Annotated in this window: 14 protein-coding genes and 1 pseudogene; 7 read left to right on the top strand and 8 right to left on the bottom strand. The window is 60.8% G+C overall.

Features of this window, described 5'->3' with window-relative positions; translation table 11 throughout:
* Positions 1–210 (top strand): annotated as a pseudogene (locus AAC126_RS18230) (hypothetical protein); the annotation flags it as partial.
* On the opposite strand, the gene AAC126_RS18235 reads toward AAC126_RS18230, so the two are convergent.
* Together AAC126_RS18235 and AAC126_RS18240 are read right to left on the bottom strand one after the other, a co-directional pair.
* On the bottom strand, positions 207–1,070 hold the full coding sequence (locus AAC126_RS18235; RefSeq protein WP_339855970.1) for a DMT family transporter: 864 nt from the start codon (positions 1,068–1,070) through the stop codon (positions 207–209). The pseudogene AAC126_RS18230 and the gene AAC126_RS18235 sit on opposite strands and share 4 nt — an antisense overlap.
* A 50-nt stretch (positions 1,071–1,120) precedes the next feature.
* Positions 1,121–1,729, bottom strand: coding sequence for a LysE family translocator (locus AAC126_RS18240; protein WP_339855972.1), 609 nt, complete (start codon positions 1,727–1,729; stop codon positions 1,121–1,123).
* Between the two features lie 457 nt (positions 1,730–2,186).
* Here AAC126_RS18240 and AAC126_RS18245 point away from each other — a divergent pair, with 457 nt between their 5' ends.
* Positions 2,187–2,570 (top strand): Ltp family lipoprotein, encoded by a 384-nt coding sequence (locus AAC126_RS18245; protein WP_339855974.1) that lies wholly within the window; start codon positions 2,187–2,189, stop codon positions 2,568–2,570.
* A 158-nt stretch (positions 2,571–2,728) separates the two neighbouring features.
* Here AAC126_RS18245 and AAC126_RS18250 read toward each other — a convergent pair whose 3' ends face one another.
* The 3 genes from AAC126_RS18250 to AAC126_RS18260 all read right to left on the bottom strand — a co-directional run bounded on the left by AAC126_RS18250 (position 2,729) and on the right by AAC126_RS18260 (position 5,043).
* Positions 2,729–3,100, bottom strand: coding sequence for a Txe/YoeB family addiction module toxin (locus AAC126_RS18250; protein ID WP_339855976.1), 372 nt, complete (start codon positions 3,098–3,100; stop codon positions 2,729–2,731).
* 231 nt (positions 3,101–3,331) lie between these two features.
* The gene (locus AAC126_RS18255) at positions 3,332–3,793 is read right to left on the bottom strand and encodes an Lrp/AsnC family transcriptional regulator (protein ID WP_339855978.1); all 462 of its coding nucleotides are present in this window, start codon (positions 3,791–3,793) and stop codon (positions 3,332–3,334) included.
* Positions 3,790–5,043, bottom strand: coding sequence for an adenylate/guanylate cyclase domain-containing protein (locus AAC126_RS18260; protein WP_339855980.1), 1,254 nt, complete (start codon positions 5,041–5,043; stop codon positions 3,790–3,792). Before AAC126_RS18260 ends, AAC126_RS18255 begins: the two co-directional genes overlap by 4 nt.
* An 87-nt stretch (positions 5,044–5,130) precedes the next feature.
* On the opposite strand from AAC126_RS18260, the gene AAC126_RS18265 reads away from it, so the two are divergent.
* The 4 genes from AAC126_RS18265 to AAC126_RS18280 all read left to right on the top strand — a co-directional run bounded on the left by AAC126_RS18265 (position 5,131) and on the right by AAC126_RS18280 (position 11,351).
* Positions 5,131–7,911 (top strand): ATP-dependent DNA helicase, encoded by a 2,781-nt coding sequence (locus tag AAC126_RS18265; RefSeq protein ID WP_339855982.1) that lies wholly within the window; start codon positions 5,131–5,133, stop codon positions 7,909–7,911.
* Between the two features lie 80 nt (positions 7,912–7,991).
* On the top strand, positions 7,992–9,095 hold the full coding sequence (locus AAC126_RS18270; protein ID WP_339855984.1) for an NAD(P)/FAD-dependent oxidoreductase: 1,104 nt from the start codon (positions 7,992–7,994) through the stop codon (positions 9,093–9,095).
* Between the two features lie 129 nt (positions 9,096–9,224).
* Entirely contained in the window at positions 9,225–9,974 is a 750-nt protein-coding gene (locus AAC126_RS18275) for an FkbM family methyltransferase (RefSeq protein WP_339855986.1), read from the top strand.
* Between the two features lie 81 nt (positions 9,975–10,055).
* On the top strand, positions 10,056–11,351 hold the full coding sequence (locus AAC126_RS18280) for an FAD-binding oxidoreductase (protein ID WP_339855988.1): 1,296 nt from the start codon (positions 10,056–10,058) through the stop codon (positions 11,349–11,351).
* 15 nt (positions 11,352–11,366) lie between these two features.
* Here AAC126_RS18280 and AAC126_RS18285 read toward each other — a convergent pair whose 3' ends face one another.
* Entirely contained in the window at positions 11,367–12,578 is a 1,212-nt protein-coding gene (locus AAC126_RS18285) for a GTP-binding protein (RefSeq protein ID WP_339855990.1), read from the bottom strand.
* A 209-nt stretch (positions 12,579–12,787) separates the two neighbouring features.
* Here AAC126_RS18285 and AAC126_RS18290 point away from each other — a divergent pair, with 209 nt between their 5' ends.
* Positions 12,788–13,450 (top strand): OmpW family outer membrane protein, encoded by a 663-nt coding sequence (locus AAC126_RS18290; RefSeq protein ID WP_339855992.1) that lies wholly within the window; start codon positions 12,788–12,790, stop codon positions 13,448–13,450.
* Positions 13,451–13,522: 72 nt separating this feature from the next.
* Here the strand turns inward: AAC126_RS18290 and AAC126_RS18295 are convergent, their stop codons facing one another.
* On the bottom strand, positions 13,523–14,131 hold the full coding sequence (locus AAC126_RS18295; RefSeq protein WP_339855994.1) for a BRCT domain-containing protein: 609 nt from the start codon (positions 14,129–14,131) through the stop codon (positions 13,523–13,525).
* Positions 14,132–14,221: 90 nt separating this feature from the next.
* The coding region (locus tag AAC126_RS18300) for a lysine--tRNA ligase (RefSeq protein WP_339855995.1) at positions 14,222–15,405 on the bottom strand (1,184 nt) is incomplete at its 5' end.

Below are 15,405 nucleotides of genomic sequence, written 5' to 3' on the forward strand. Positions count from 1 at the left end.
GTCTGGCCGTTCGAGCTGACCGTCGTGCATGGCCACACGGTCGAGTGGAACCATGGCGAGCCGGAGGTGCATGATCATCGCATCGGCATCGATAGCGGCGCTGTGAATACCGGCGTGCTGACGGCGCTGGAGATCAATTCGAGCCAGATGCGCTTTATTCAGGTCTGGGACGGGAAGGCTCAGGAGGAAGACAGCCGCCGGGCCGGTTAGCGCTTCAGGACCAGCACATTGCCGGTCAGGATCATGGCCGTGCCGCCGACAATGATCGCCGTCAGCTCCACGCCTTCCAGCACGGTCGAAATCAGCAGCGCGATCACCGGCACCACGGTGAAGATATAGGCCGCGCGCCCTGGGCCGATCCGGGTGACCAGGCTGAAGAACATCAGAAAGGCAACGCAGGACGCCGCGATCCCGAGATAGAGCAGGGAGCCGATATAGCGCAGCGACCAGTCGATGACGATGGGCAGGCCGCCCGCCAGCGCCAACCCGAATCCGATACCCGCGCCGCCAAGCGCGCCCCAGAAGTTCGTCGCGAAGGGCGGCACGCCCGCCCGCTGGTTGCGGGCGCCGATCACGGTGCCGACGGCGGTGCCGAACGATGCGCCAAGAGCCCAGAGCATGCCGAACAACAAGGTCGAGCCGTCCGAAAGATCGGCAAGATCCGGTGCGACGATCAGGCCGAGCCCGCCGATGCCGATCACCATGCCGAGGATGGCGCGGGGACGTACGGTCTCCCTCAGCACAAGGAAACCGATGATGGTGGCGAAGATCGGCGATGTGGACAGCGCCAGTGTCGCCACGCCGCTCGGGATATAGGTCGTGGCGTTATAGAAGCAGATGAAATTGAGGGCGAAAAACGTCGTCGCATGTACGACCAGCCAGGGCACGTCCGTGCGGCGCACCCGGAGCGGCGTGCGTGTCACGAAGATCACGGCAAGCATGGCGACAGTCATCAGCAGCATGCGATAGCCGACAGAAACCGGAATCGGCACGATACCGGCCTGCAGAGTTGTGGCAAACGCGCCCGTGGCCCAGATCAGGGCCGTGCTGACAAACAGGAACAGAGACAATCAAGGGTCCAGACGTGCGGAGGTAAGAGCCAGTATCAGTTAGCCCGCACTCATGGCTTCACTGCAAGGGCGACGGACACCAGCAGCAATATCGCCATGACGATATTGAAGGCCCGGCCGATTTTCGGCGACCGGATGAAACTGGCGAACACACCGCCGAACACCAGCCAGGTGCCGTTCACGAACAGCATGACGCAGGTCAGGATGCCGAGCTTGAAGAGCGTATCCATGATCGGGTCCGTCTCGATCAGCACGTTCCCGGCATAAAGCGCGGTGAACACCGTGTAGGCCTTCACATTCGTCAGCGACAGCCCGTAGCCCGGGATAAAACCCGGCGCGGCGGCCCCCGCGTCACCGGTCATGCCCGGCGGCGGCGCGGTGGCGATCTTGTAGGCGAGATAGAGCATATAAAGCACCGCCGCACCGACCAGAACCGGTCCGACCCCGGGCAGGGCAAGCAACAGCCCGGTCACCCCGGACGCGGTCAGGCACAGCACGGTGAAGACCCCGGCATAGATCCCGAACAAAAACGGCAAACTGGCCCGCACCCCGAACGCCGCCCCGTTCGCGGTGACAGCGACAATGGCGGGACCGGGACTGCCCATCAGCGGCAGAGCCATGGCGAGCAGAGCAAAGATACTGTCGAGTGTCGGTGTCATTCTGAAGGCCCTCCCCAGGTCCCGAACCGATCTTCTTTTGAGTGTATTCTGACGGGTGAGTGCGCGTCGATAAATGGTGTGCCGGGAATGAATGCCGGAGTGAATGGCCCCTAGTGGGGCTGTGTCGAGGGGGATCATGCGTGTGGTCGCGACCGTGCCTGTCTAGCGTGTCGCGTGGGTGTTATGAGGAAGTGGAATTAAGTATCGTGTCCCTCTCTTCCGTTGAGCGGGAGCGGTTGAACGCACTTCTTCTTAGCGATCAGCGTGAGAAAGGGGCAGAGCCATCCAACAGTGGTCTTTGAGCGCGTTTGTGGGGAAAGCGTCTCTCATAAACGTGAGAGTGCTTACATGGAGGGTGACTTCAAACAAAAAAGATATTGACCCAATCATGAATATAGCGATTTTGGCAATGACGTACTCGCAGGTGCCGCGAGGTATATCGCGATGGAGAAATTCCATGAAGAAAGCAGCGGTCGTCATCGGACTTTTTTGCGCACTTATGAGCGCCTCAGTCACTTTGGCACAATCACTAACAGGCCCGCAGAAAAATGCTGTCAGGTCTTCTAATAATTATTTGAGAATACAAGGCTTTTCCCGAGATGGCCTCATTGAGCAGCTGTCGTCTCCATACGGCGATGGCTACAGTGTGGCTGATGCCACAGCAGCGGTGAACAGCCTATCGGTTGACTGGAATGAGCAGGCAGCAAGATCTGCTCAGCAGTATCTTAGTATGATGGGGTTTTCGTGTCGCGGGCTGATTGAACAACTGTCTTCGGATGTTGGAGATAAATATACGATCAGTCAAGCATCCTACGGCGCGAAACAAGCTGGAGCTTGCTAATACTTCCGGTCAGAAATAGCTTTCACCGCCGCAACATGGTGGCGAGTGGGGCTGGGTGAAGAAAACCGCTTTGAGCCTCACCTTTATTCTGAGCAATTAAAGGGACGCACGCCTTATCTCACGTGTCTCCAGAAATCTCCAAATTCCGGGTTACCAAGTTAGTAATGAAACCTGATCTGGGCTATTTCCAGGCTTTGCTCATTGCCTGAACCAGTCACCCGATAGACCATAGGGTCTTCTTTTGTGATCCGGCGTGACCACCATCCGCTGAGATCGCCACGCAAGGGCTCGGGTTTGCCAGAGCCCGCGAATGGCGTGCGCTTGCACTGCTTGATCAATTCGTTGATGCGGTTCTTGAGCTTGGAATTTGTTTCGACCCAGTGCTGATAATCCTCCCAGGCTTCAAGAGACAAGACAACGACGGCTTCTCCCTTCTTGCGCGTGACCACGACTTCCTGCTTGTCGTGTATTGCGCGATCCATCACGCTTTTGAACTGGGCGCGAGCATCTGAATAGTTCATGACGTCCATTGTCCGTCTCCTTTGCTGACTATAATATGTACGGATCAAGGGGCGGTGTGTTGGACTTTTTGTGCGGCCATTCCCGGAATTATGAGAGCGCACGCACACGTTCACCAAAATTGTCATCCCGGACCTGATCCGGGACCCAGAGATCGTAGGGTAGTGTCCGGTTTCCCTGGATTCCCGCGTGCGCGGGAATGACGGAGATTGAATGGGGGCGTGGGAGTACGGTGCACCACCTCACACCGGCAGGACCGCGCTTTCCTTCGGTGACTTCAGAGCGATCACCGTCTGGCTTCTCGTTACACCCGGCAGCAGTTTGATGCGGTTCGAAATCACGTCTTCCAGCGCATCGTTGGAGCGGGTGCGGATTTTCAGGAGGTAGGACCAGTCGCCGGTGACGTGGTGGCATTCGAGCACTTCGGGCATATCCATGACGGCTTCCAGGAAGGCTTCGTTATGGACGCTCCAGTCGATCAGCACGGAGACATAGGCCAGCACTTCGAGGCCGATGGCTGCAGGTTCCAGAATGGCGCCGTAGCCCCGGATAGCGCCGGCGTTTTGCAGCTTTTTCAGGCGCTCGTTGACGGCGGAGACGGAGAGGCCTGCATGGGCGCCGATATCGGCATAGGCGGCGCGGCCGTTGTTCTGGATGAAGGTCAGGATCGCGCGGTCGATGGCGTCGAATTTCGGCTCGCTCATCGCGCGGCTCCCGTGGTTGCCGCGAGGGGGGCATAGAGCGCGCGCTCACCCTTCACGCCGCGCAATTCCATCCGGGTCAGCAGTCGGGTCTGCTCCGGCAGCAGCTCGGCGATGGTTTCGGACAGGATGATGTCGGTGCCAAGTGAGCGGCAGAGGCTCTCCATCCGGCTGGCCTCGTTCACGGCGGGGCCGATCACCGTGAAGTCGAGCCGGTCACGGGAGCCGACATTGCCGAACATCACCTCGCCCAGATGCAGCGCCACGTTGAGGCCCATCGCCGGGCGCTCCAGATCCGCCTCGGTCTCGGCCAGCGCATCGACGGCGGCCAGGGCCTCTGTCGCGGCTTCCAGGGCTTTTTGCGCGACTTCCCGCTGCATGCCCGGCTCGAACGGGAAGATGGCGAGGAAGCCGTCGCCGAGGAATTTCAGCACCTGCCCGCCGGCCGCGTCGACCGGCGCCAGCATGGCGTCGAAATAGCGGTTCAGCGCCGAGACCATTTCCTCTTTCGAGACGATATCGCTGACGCTGGTGAAATCGGACAGGTCGGCGATCATCAGTACGGCGTTCAGGCTTGCCGCCATGCCGCGCCGGATCTCGCCCTTCAGGATGCGTTCGCCGACCAGAGGGCCGACATAGGCATCCAGCAGGTTGGCCGCGATTTCCTGATCGAGATGGGCCTGAATGGCCGAGGTCAGGGCCGGCACGATGCTGTCGATGAAGGCGATGTCATGGTCGGAGAAACCATCCGGGTGGCGCGTCAGCCATCTGAGCATCGCGCCGCAACTGCGCTCCCCGTCGCGGATCAGGCGTAGGGCTTCCTTGCCGCCGAACATACAGGCGTAATAATCGGTGAAGCCTTCCGCCTGAAAATCCGTGAGTGCGGGGAAATCCAGCTCCGCGTCAGGTCCCGCAAGCCGCCTGCGGAAACGCATCGTGCCGGTCGCCATCATGTGATGCAGCGGGCTTGCCTTCCATTCGTCCGAATTGCCGTCGCTATAGGCGATCTCGTGCCGGTGGCCGGACTGCGGCGCGTTCTCCGCGCGGTCCCAGTCGAACATCAGTGAGCCGGTCTCGGGATGCAGCGTGTACATCGCCACCCGGCAGCGGTCGAGCGGCAGTCCGGCTGCGACGATCCGCTCGGCGGTCGCCGCCAGCAGCGCCTCGTTCGGGGCTTTTTCCCATGCCTGATAGATCAGCCACTGGATGAGTGCCGTTGCTTTTTCGTCCGGGATCGCAGGGCTTGCGAACATGATCTTCTTTCCTCGCCTCGGGCGGCCACAGAATGCAGGCTCCAAGCACTTCTGGCAAACCCGGCGCGGCCTTGATAAAGGGTGTGGATGACCTCCTCCGAGCGCGAGATCCGTATACCCTCCTTGCCGAGCCTTGTCCTCGCCCCGCGTTTCGCGGTCTGGCTCGGGACGGACGGTGATCTGGAACAGATCAGCCATGAGGAAGCGGCCGGACGGTTGCGCTCCGGGCCGTGCCTCGTCGCCCATGCCCGTGCGATATCCCGGCGGCTCCGGCTTGACGGAATCGCGGCGGTCGACGTGCTCGAACTCTTCGCCTTTGTCCGCCCTGCCCAGTTCTGCCTGCCGACACCGCGCGGCCTTGCCGAGGCCCTGATGCTGGCGCCGCCGCAGGATCATGAGGATGAGGCGCTGATACTGTCATCCGCCGCTGCCTCCCTGCTGGCGGAGCTTGCCGACAAGGATCGGGACCCGAGCGCCCGCCCGATTGCCGAGACCATGCGCAATTGCGGCTGGGCCTGGGGAGATGCGGTGCTGCATGCGCTGGGTGCCGGGGAATTACCGCCACCGGGCCCGGTGCGTCCGAGCGGGCTGCAGGTCTGGCGCCGGCTGGAGGAATGGTCCGAGCATGCGCCGGAGCCGCCCGCCGGTAACAAGCCCGTGGGCGATACGGAAGCGCGGGAACGGCTGGCGGCCTTGCTCGGCGACGGAGCGGAAGCCCGGCCGAGCCAGGCGGACTATGCCTCCGCCGTCTCCGCCGCTTTCATGCCGCGCGAGGAGGAACGGCGCCCGAATGTTGTGCTGGCGGAAGCGGGCACCGGCGTCGGCAAGACCCTCGGTTACATCGCGCCCGCCAGCGTCTGGGCGGAGAAGAATGAGGGTGCGGTCTGGGTCTCCACCTACACTCGCAACCTGCAGCACCAGATCGATGGCGAGCTGGACCGGCTTTATCCCGACCCGGTTCGCAAGGCGCTGAAGGCGGTGGTACGCAAGGGGCGGGAGAATTATCTCTGCCTGCTCAATCTGGAAGAGGCGGTGAACACGCTGCCGACCATGCCGCAATTCGGCACTGCCCTCGGCCTGATGGCGCGCTGGGCGGAGGTGACGCGGGACGGGGATGTGCAGGGCGGAGACTTCCCGGCCTGGCTGGCGGATCTGCTCGGGCGGGGCCGTACGGTCGGGCTGGCGGACCGGCGCGGCGAGTGCATCTATTCCGCCTGCCCGCATTACTCCAAATGCTACATCGAGAAATCCGTGCGCCGAGCGCGGCGGGCGGAGATCGTCGTCGCCAATCATGCGTTGGTGATGATCCAGGCGGCGTTGGGCGGGATCGACGACGGGGCACTGCCGACCCGCTATGTGTTCGACGAGGGGCACCATGTGTTCGATGCGGCGGACAGCGCCTTCTCCGCGCATCTGACGGCGATCGAGACGGTGGAGCTGCGGCGCTGGCTGGTTGGCGCCGAGGGCAGGCGCTCCGGCCGGGCACGCGGGCTGAAAAAGCGTGTGGAGGATTTGATCGCCGATGACGAGACGGCGCAGGAAGCGCTTGAAGCGGTGATGCATGCGGCGCGCGTGCTGCCGGGCGAGGGCTGGCTGACCCGGATCGCCGAGGGCGAGACCAAGGGGGAGACGGAGCGCTTTCTGGCTCTGGTGCGCACGCAGGTCTATGCCCGGACAGAGCAGCCGGACAGCCCCTATTCCATGCAGACGGATACCCATCCGCCGGTGGATGGCCTGCTGGACGCAGCGGAAGCGCTCGACGCCGCTCTGGCGCGCATTCTGACGCCTTTGAAGGAGCTGAAGAAGCGGCTAGAAAACCGGCTGGACGAGGATGCGGAGGATCTGGAAAGCACCATGCGCCTGCGCATTGAGGCCGTCGCCCGCTCTCTGCAGCGGCGCGGCGAGATGACGCTCGGCGCCTGGCGCGACATGCTGAAGGCCTTGGCGCACGAAACTCCGGCGGAATATGTCGACTGGCTGGAGATCGACCGGAGCGACGGCCGGGATATGGATCTCGGGCTGCACCGGCACTGGATCGATCCGGGGCGCCCCTTTGCCGAGGCGGTGGTGAAACCGGCCCAGGGCGTGGTCATGACCTCGGCCACCCTGCGGGACGGCACCGGCAACGATTTCCGCGACTGGCAGGCGGCGGAGGAACGCACGGGGGCTGTCTGGCTGGACGCGCCGGCCGTGCATGCGGCTGTTGCCTCGCCGTTCGATTATCCGTCCCGGACGCGCGTCTTCATCGTCAACGATGTGCGCAAGGACGACATGGCCCAGGTCGCGTCGGCCTACCGGGAGCTGTTCCTTGCCTCCGGCGGCGGTGCGCTTGGCCTGTTCACCGCGATCCAGCGTTTGCGCGAGGTGCACCGGCGGATCGGCGGCGCCATCGACGAGGCCGACCTGCCGCTGTATGCCCAGCATGTGGACGGGCTCGATCTTTCAACTCTCATCGATATTTTCAGGGCTGAGGAGCACGCCTGTCTGCTCGGCACGGACGCGGTGCGGGACGGGGTGGATGTGCCGGGCAACGCCCTGCGCCTGATCGTCTTCGACCGGGTGCCCTGGCCGCGTCCGGATATCCTCTATCGCGCCCGCCGGTCGGCCTTCGGTGGCGGCAGCTATACGGACATGCTGACCCGGCTGAAGCTGAAGCAGGCCTTCGGGCGTCTCGTGCGCCGGGCGGACGACCGGGGCGTTTTCGTGCTACTCGACCCGATGATGCCGACACGGCTGCTCGGGGCGTTCCCGGAGGGTGTCGAGGTGCGGCGTTGCGGCCTCGCCGAGGCGGTGGCGGAGACCCGTGCCTTTTTCGGGACGGCACCCGTTCCAACACCGTCAGTTGACGCGGACGAGGTGCCGTTTTAACCCCATAATCACTCAGTAAAGCTGTCTTCCCGGATCGAGTCCGGGATGACGAACAAGAATGTTGGGTGGAGGAATAAGGCGTGTCGGAATCAGTTGACGCAGTGGTGATCGGAGCGGGTGTGGTCGGGCTTGCGGCGGCGCGGGCGCTGGCCATGGCGGGGCGCGAGGTGATCGTGCTGGAACAGCATGACCTGATCGGCTCCGAGACCAGCTCGCGTCATTCCGAGGTCATCCATGCCGGCATCTATTATCCTCCGGGCAGCCTGAAAGCCGATGTCTGTGTGCGCGGCAAGAAAATGCTCTACGAGTATGTCGAGAGCCACGGCGTGCCCTACAAGAAGCTCGGCAAGCTGATCGTCGCCACCTCCGAAGACCAGATCCCGGCCTTGCAGCAGATCAAGGAGCGGGCGGCGCAGAACGGTGTCAACGACCTCGAATTCCTGTCCCACAACGAAGTCACCGCGCGCGAGCCGGATCTGCGGTGCGTCACCGCGCTCTGGTCCCCTTCGACCGGCGTGATCGACAGTCATTCCTACATGCTGGCCCTGCAGGGCGATCTTGAAGAGCATGGCGGCATGATCGCTTTCCTCTCGCCCGTCGAGGGCGGCAGGGTGACGGAAGATGGCATCGAGCTGCATGTCGGTGGGGAGCACGGCATGGCACTGACGGCGAAGACCGTCGTGGTCGCCGCCGGACTGCACAGCCAGAGCATCATGCGCACCATCGAGGGTTTTCCGGCGGACGCGATCCCGGCGCAGCATTTCTGCAAGGGGAATTACTACCAGCTCACCGGCTGCACCGCGCCGTTCAGCAGCCTGATCTACCCGGCCCCGGAAGCGGCCGGCCTCGGCGTGCATCTGACCCTCGATCTCGGCGGGCAGGCCCGTTTCGGCCCGGACGTGGAATGGATCGACGAGATCAATTACGATGTCGATCCGCGCCGCTCCGACAGTTTCTACGCGGCGGTCCGGAAATACTGGCCGGGTCTGCCCGACGACAGCCTGACCCCGGCCTATTCCGGCATCCGCCCGAAAATCCAGGCCGAGGGCGAAGCCGCCGCCGACTATATGATCCAGGGGCCGGATGAGCATGGTGTGCCGGGACTGGTCAATCTCTATGGCATTGAATCGCCGGGACTGACCTCGTCGCTCGCCATTGCGGAAGAGGTGATGGGGCGACTATAAGGCGAGAGATATTCTATGATGATTACCTCTCTGTTATATCGGTCAAAATGACGTAATCATTATGAAGAAATGTGACGGCGTTTTTTTGTGTTAAGCATATAATTTTTGATTTGATTAAGGATTGATGAGTTGAGGCCGGTATCCAAATCAAACCTTGATAAACTTCATGCCGAATTGTTTTTGCAGCCTGGAGATGTTGTGTTCGATGTTGGCGGAAATGTTGGCCGAACATCTGAAATTTATGTCGAGCATGGTGCCGGTAATGTCCATGTATTTGAGCCGGAGCCGGCTCTGGCATCCGACCTCTCCAAGACTTTTTCGGATAATGAAAAGGTTACCGTGCATGCTTATGGTCTGGGGATAAACGACGGCTATTATCGGTTTTTTGTAAGTGAAGAGAATTCAGGGTCGCACACACTTTCCCGATCGTTTGCGGAAGCCCTGGACGAGGCCCATGGCCACGTGAAACCGCGTGAGGAAGTCTTGGTTCGCATTAGGCCCCTGGACAGCCTTGATCTCGACAGAATGGATTACCTAAAAATCGATACAGAAGGCTCTGAGTTCGACGTTCTTGAAGGAGCGCGTGAAACACTCAAAACTAGGCCGCCGAGGTTTGTTCAGGTCGAGTGTTTTCCTGTCCCTAATTTTGGACGATTTCGCAGCACGATTTCTTTTTTGGTGAATCATTTCAAATATGTATGGGCGCCAACGGTTACCAGTTGCGGCTTATATGAAGCCAATGATGCCAAGAATTGTTTCAGTAAACCCGGCTTTCTTGATACCTGGTTGCAGGATGGAAACCCTTTAATCTGCGCATCTAATACTGGTCCTGCCGAGCTCGTGAAGCATCCTCATCCCTATATCACTGTAGTGGCTTGACCGAAGCGGCTTCAATCTTGAGCTTCATCGGGACGGGCGTATAGTGGCTCCGCGGCTCCGCACTCCCTCCCGAGGATTCCAATGACGTCCGTTTTCAAGGATATGGCGCACTCCCCCTACTGGTGGGATGCCGCGCCGAGGCCTGTTTCCGAAAAAGTCGAGCTTCCGGGCCGGATTGATGTCGCCATCGTCGGCGCCGGGTTTTCCGGTCTGCATGCCGCGCTCGTGCAGGCGCGGGCGGGGAAGTCGGTCATGCTGTTCGAGGCGGGGCGGCTCGGTTATGGCGCCAGCACGCGCAATGGCGGGATGGTCGGCCCGAGTTTCCACAAGCTCGGCGTGCTTGGCATGAAGCAGGCTTATGGCGAGGAACGGGCAAACGCGATCCTCCGGCAGAGCCTTGGCTTTGTCGAATTCCTCGACGGCTTCCTCAAGGAAGAGGGCATCGAGTGCCAGTTCCGGCGCAACGGACGTTTCCGGGGTGCCCTCCGGCCCGAGCATTTCGACACCATGGCGCGGCAGCTTGAAACATTGCGCACGGCCTGCGGCGTCGAGGGACACATGGTGGCGAAGGCCGATCAGCGCGAGGAGATTGGCTCCGACCTGTTCCATGGCGGGATCGTTTACAATACCGATGGCGGTCTTCATCCGGGGCTCTATTTCGACGGGCTGGTGGAATGCGCCCGCGCCGCGGGCGTGACGATCGCAGCCGAAACACCGGTGACGGGTGTGGAGCGGGTTACGGACGGTTTCAATATCTCCTGCCCACGCGGCAGCATTCGGGCCGAGCAGGTCGCGATCTGCACCAATGGATATACGGGGGACCTGACGCCGCAATTCCGCCGCCGCATCCTGCCGATCCGCACGGCGATGATCGCGACGGAAGCGCTGCCCGCCGAGGTGATGGACCGGCTTTTCCCGAAAGACCGGGTGACCGGGGACAGCCGCCGCATTGTCGCCTATTACCGGCGTTCCCCGGACGGCACCCGCGTGCTCTTCGGCGGACGAGCGGCGAGTACCGCCGACAAGCCGCTGGTGAATGCAAAGCTGTTGCGGCGGCAATTGATCGAGGTCTTCCCTGAACTGGAAAGTGTGAAGATCAGCCACAGCTGGTCCGGCCTCGTCGCCTATACCTTCGACCATGTTCCGCATCTGGGTGAGATGGACGGCCTCTATTACGCCATGGGCTATTGCGGCTCCGGTGTTGCCCGCGCCAGCTTCTTCGGCCGCAAGCTCGGCCTGAAGATGCTGGGCAGCGAGGAGGGGGCAACGCCGTTCGACGATCTGCCGTTCAACGGGCGCCCGCTCTATAACGGTACGCCCTGGTTCATGCCGGCGATGCTCGCCTGGCACCGTGTGGCGGACAAGCTCGGTCTCTGAGTGAGGTTGTGGGGCTTACGCGGCTGCGGTCTGCCCCCAGTACGGGAACGGGTCTGGCAGGCCCTTTAGCGCCGCGAGATCGTTACAGGCATCTTCCGGCACCAGACAGGCATCGAGTTGAGCCTTCAGCATGGCCCAGTCTATACCGCAGCCAATGAAGACGATTTCCTGACGCCGGTCGCCGAAGGGGTCGGCCCAGTTCTCCCGGATATAATTCCGGAACGGTGCATGGTCCGGCCAGCGTTCCCTGGGGACCGAGGCCCACCATGTGCCGAGCGGGGTGCTGCTGGACAGGGCGCCGGCGAGGGAGAATTCGGCCAGCCAGTCCGGCCGGGTGGCGATCCAGAAATGGCCCTTGGCACGGATCACGCCGGGCAGCGGGCCGTTTAGCAATTCGTGGATCTCGCCGGGGTCGAACGGCCGTCGCGCCCGGTAGACGAAGGAGGCGATGCCGTATTCCTCGGATTCCGGAACATGCTCGGCGAAACCATATAGCTCCTTGGCCCAGAGTGGATGGTCCTGCGCCTTTTCGAAATCGAACAGGCCGGTGTCGAGGATGGCTCCAGCCTGCACGTCCGCAAAATCGGTTTCGATCAGGTGGGCATCCGCATTGAGGCTCCGCACGATCTGCCGCGCGGCACGCAGCCCGTCCGGCCCCGCGTCGCTGACCTTGTTGATGACGATCACATCGGCGAATTCGATTTGGTCGGTCAGCAGGTGGACAAGGGTGCGTTCATCCTCCGCGCCAAGGACTTCGCCCCGGTCGGCGAGTGCGTCGTGACTGGCGAAATCCTTCGGCAAGTTCACCGCGTCGACAACCGTGACCATGGTGTCCAGCCGGGCAATGTCGGAGAGGCTCGCGCCCGTTTCGTCGCGGAAATCGAAGGTGGTTGCCACGGGGAGCGGTTCCGAAATGCCGGTGGACTCGATCAGCAGATAATCGAACCGGCCTTCTTCCGCAAGCTTGCGCACCTCCAGCAGCAGGTCATCCCGCAAGGTGCAGCAGATGCAGCCGTTCGACATTTCCACCAGCGTTTCTTCCGTCTGGCTGAGCTCGGCACCACCGGCCCGCACCAGATCCGCGTCGATATTCACTTCCGACATGTCATTCACGATCACGGCGACGCGGCGGCCCTCGCGATTGTTGAGGACGCGGTTCAGCAGCGTGGTTTTGCCGGCACCGAGAAATCCGGAAAGCACCGTCACGGGGAGGCGATTGTCGGGCACGGGAAGTCTCCAATACGTAATGTTATAATATAACATATATGAATATCATGGAAACCAAACGCAAGACCGATTTCAAGGATCTGATGTCGATCAGTTAAATCATTCAAAAAAATGCTGTTTTTCATTCGCGAGGTTGATCTGTGTCAAAGCCGCTGGCGCACGCGCGGTGCAGTTTGCCGCCAGAAATTTTGATACAAGAGGACGGACGGATGACATTCTCCGGGAAGTTGATGGCGGCGGCAGCCACATTTGCCGTACTGGGCTCACTTATGACCGCCAGCGGTGCGGCGCTGGCCCAGTCTGACGAATTCAAGCCCAAGCAGGCTGGTGACTTTGTCATCCGGGCCCGTGGCATCGCCATGATTCCGGATGAAAGCACGTCTTCAAGCGACCTCCCGACCGGTGAGGGCAAGCTGAGTAACGATTATGTGCCGGAAGTCGATTTTTCCTACTTCATCACCGACAACATCGCGGTGGAGTTGATCGCGGCAACGACCAAGCATGATCTGAAGTGGGAAAATCCGAACGTCGATCTCGGCTCCGTCATGCTGCTGCCGCCGACCCTGACGCTGCAATATCACTTCATGCCGAAGGAGCGCTTCAGCCCGTATCTCGGTGCCGGTATCAACTATACCTTCTTCTATGACGAGAAGCCCGGCGCGGCGCAGTCGATCTCCTACGACAATGGCTTCGGCTATGCGCTTCAGGCCGGTTTCGACTATGCGATCTCCGGCCCGTGGTCGCTGAACGTTGACGTCAAGAAGGTGTTTCTCGACACGACGATCACGACGAATGTCGGCGGTGGCCCGATCAATGTCGACGCGGACCTCGATCCGTGGGTGTTCGGTATCGGTGTCGGGTACCGTTTCTGATCTGAAAACAATTTCTTAATACGAAAACGGCCCTCATTTGGGCCGTTTTTTGTAGTGTATGAAAGCGCTGATCTATTGAATTTGAGTGGCCCAATGCTCTTCGCTAATAATTGCTACGTTCGATCCGGTCTCACGGAATGCCAAAGCCTTTTCAATCTTTCTGCCGAATGATGAGTGCGCCCAGGATCCGGTCGCATAGACGCCAATTATCAAGTAATCCGTTGTCTTTCTCATAGGGCCGGGGTTACCGCCCAGCTCGGATATCACGCTCTCACACTCGCGGCGTGAGCCATAGGCGAAGGTTCCAGTAAAGCAAAAACTCTTCCCAGGAATCTCGATGGCCGGAGGTGGAGTATCCAATGGTAGAGATGTGGATTTCTGTAGTTCGCCCAACTCATAATCGTTGCCGGTAAACTGGCTTAACACAGTAAACAAATCGAGCGCTTCGTCTTCATCAAGTATTCCGTCCGCGAGAAACTGATCTACCCGACGACGCAATAGAACGATGACTGGGCTATCGGTAACAGCTTCGTTTGCAACCAGCCATTTTTGAAGATACTCGGCTTCGTTTTGATCTATTTTGCCATCGGCAAGCATGCCGTGAGCCAATCCGATCAGTTCGCTAACCGCTCGGCATTCAAGCCGCTCTCTGCCGAAAATTTGATGAAGATACTCAGACACGTTCTCCTCCTCGGATGTGCCTGAGTATCAAAGTTCAGATATGGGTGGTGTTCAATATAAAGTAGTAATTTACTTGTCTGTTGACGCCGTTTAAGCCGCCAGATCCTCACCCGCCAAAGCGCGCCCGATCAGCGCCACCGTTTCATCCCGCCCATAGAGCGCGATGAAGCTGCCGAAGCGCGGGCCCTGATCCTGGCCGAGCAGGACCTGATAAAGCGCCTTGAACCAGTCGCGCAGGTTCTCGAAGTCGTGGCGTTTGCCGACTTCGTAGACCTGGGTCTGGATCGTCTCCGCATCGGCGTTCGCCGGAAGGGCTTTCAGCTCGCCAACGAGATCTTCGAACGCGGCGCGTTCCTGCTCCGTTGGAGCGCGGTACTGTTTCTGCGGCCGGGCGAAGTCCTGATAGTAGTTCACGGCGTAGCCGGCCATCCGGTCCAGAACCGGGTGGCTTTCCGCCGTCGCGCCGGGTGCATAGCGGGCGATATAGCCCCAGAGGACGGAGGTGTCCTCTGCATGGCAGACGCTCGCGAGGTTCAGCAGCAGGCCGAAGCTGAGCGGCACCTTCTCTTCGTTGCCGCGCCCGCGTCCCTGTGTGATGTGCCAGGTCGGGTTTTCGACTTTTTTGGCCTCATCGGTCTCTTCTTCCAGCTTGTCGAGGAACTGGAAATACTCGTCCGTGTTCTTCGGGATGACGTCGAAATAGAGCCGCTTGGCCCGTTTCGGCTGCTGGTACATGAACAGGGACAGGCTTTCCGGCGAGCCGTAGCGCAGCCAGTCCTCGACCGAGAGGCCATTGCCCTTCGACTTGGAAATCTTGCCGCCCTCTTCGTCGAGGAACAGCTCGTAGCTCAGGCTTTCCGGCGGCTTGGAGCCGAGGGTGCGGCAGATCTTGGAGCTTTGCTTGACGCTGTCGATCAGATCCTTGCCGGACATCTCGTAATCGACGCCGAGCGCATGCCAGCGCATCGCCCAGTCGCATTTCCATTGCAGCTTGCAATGCCCGCCCGTGACCGGCACCTCGACCTTGCCGCCGCCATTCGGGTCCTCATAGACCACGGTCCCGGCATCGGTGTTGCGCTCGATGATCGGGACCTGCAGCACGTTGCCCGTGGTCGGGCAGACCGGAAGGAAGGGCGAGTATGTCGCCTGCCGTTCTTTGCCGAGGGTCGGTAGCATGATGGCCATGATCTCGTCATAGCGCTGCAGGGTTTCCAGCAGGGCCTTGTCGAACATGCCGCTCTTGTAGCATTCGGTCGAGGACATGAACTCGTACT

The sequence above is a fragment of the uncultured Nisaea sp. genome (assembly GCF_963974195.1).
Taxonomy (GTDB): Bacteria; Pseudomonadota; Alphaproteobacteria; order Thalassobaculales; family Thalassobaculaceae; genus Nisaea.

Bases quoted from the DNA above. Each gene is read 5' to 3' on its own strand.
- AAC126_RS18240 (WP_339855972.1), bottom strand. From the start codon at position 1,729: ATGACACCGACACTCGACAGTATCTTTGCTCTGCTCGCCATGGCTCTG.
- AAC126_RS18245 (WP_339855974.1), top strand. From the start codon at position 2,187: ATGAAGAAAGCAGCGGTCGTCATCGGACTTTTTTGCGCACTTATGAGC.
- AAC126_RS18250 (WP_339855976.1), bottom strand. From the start codon at position 3,100: ATGGACGTCATGAACTATTCAGATGCTCGCGCCCAGTTCAAAAGCGTG.
- AAC126_RS18255 (WP_339855978.1), bottom strand. From the start codon at position 3,793: ATGAGCGAGCCGAAATTCGACGCCATCGACCGCGCGATCCTGACCTTC.
- AAC126_RS18260 (WP_339855980.1), bottom strand. From the start codon at position 5,043: ATGTTCGCAAGCCCTGCGATCCCGGACGAAAAAGCAACGGCACTCATC.
- AAC126_RS18265 (WP_339855982.1), top strand. From the start codon at position 5,131: ATGACCTCCTCCGAGCGCGAGATCCGTATACCCTCCTTGCCGAGCCTT.
- AAC126_RS18280 (WP_339855988.1), top strand. From the start codon at position 10,056: ATGACGTCCGTTTTCAAGGATATGGCGCACTCCCCCTACTGGTGGGAT.
- AAC126_RS18290 (WP_339855992.1), top strand. From the start codon at position 12,788: ATGACATTCTCCGGGAAGTTGATGGCGGCGGCAGCCACATTTGCCGTA.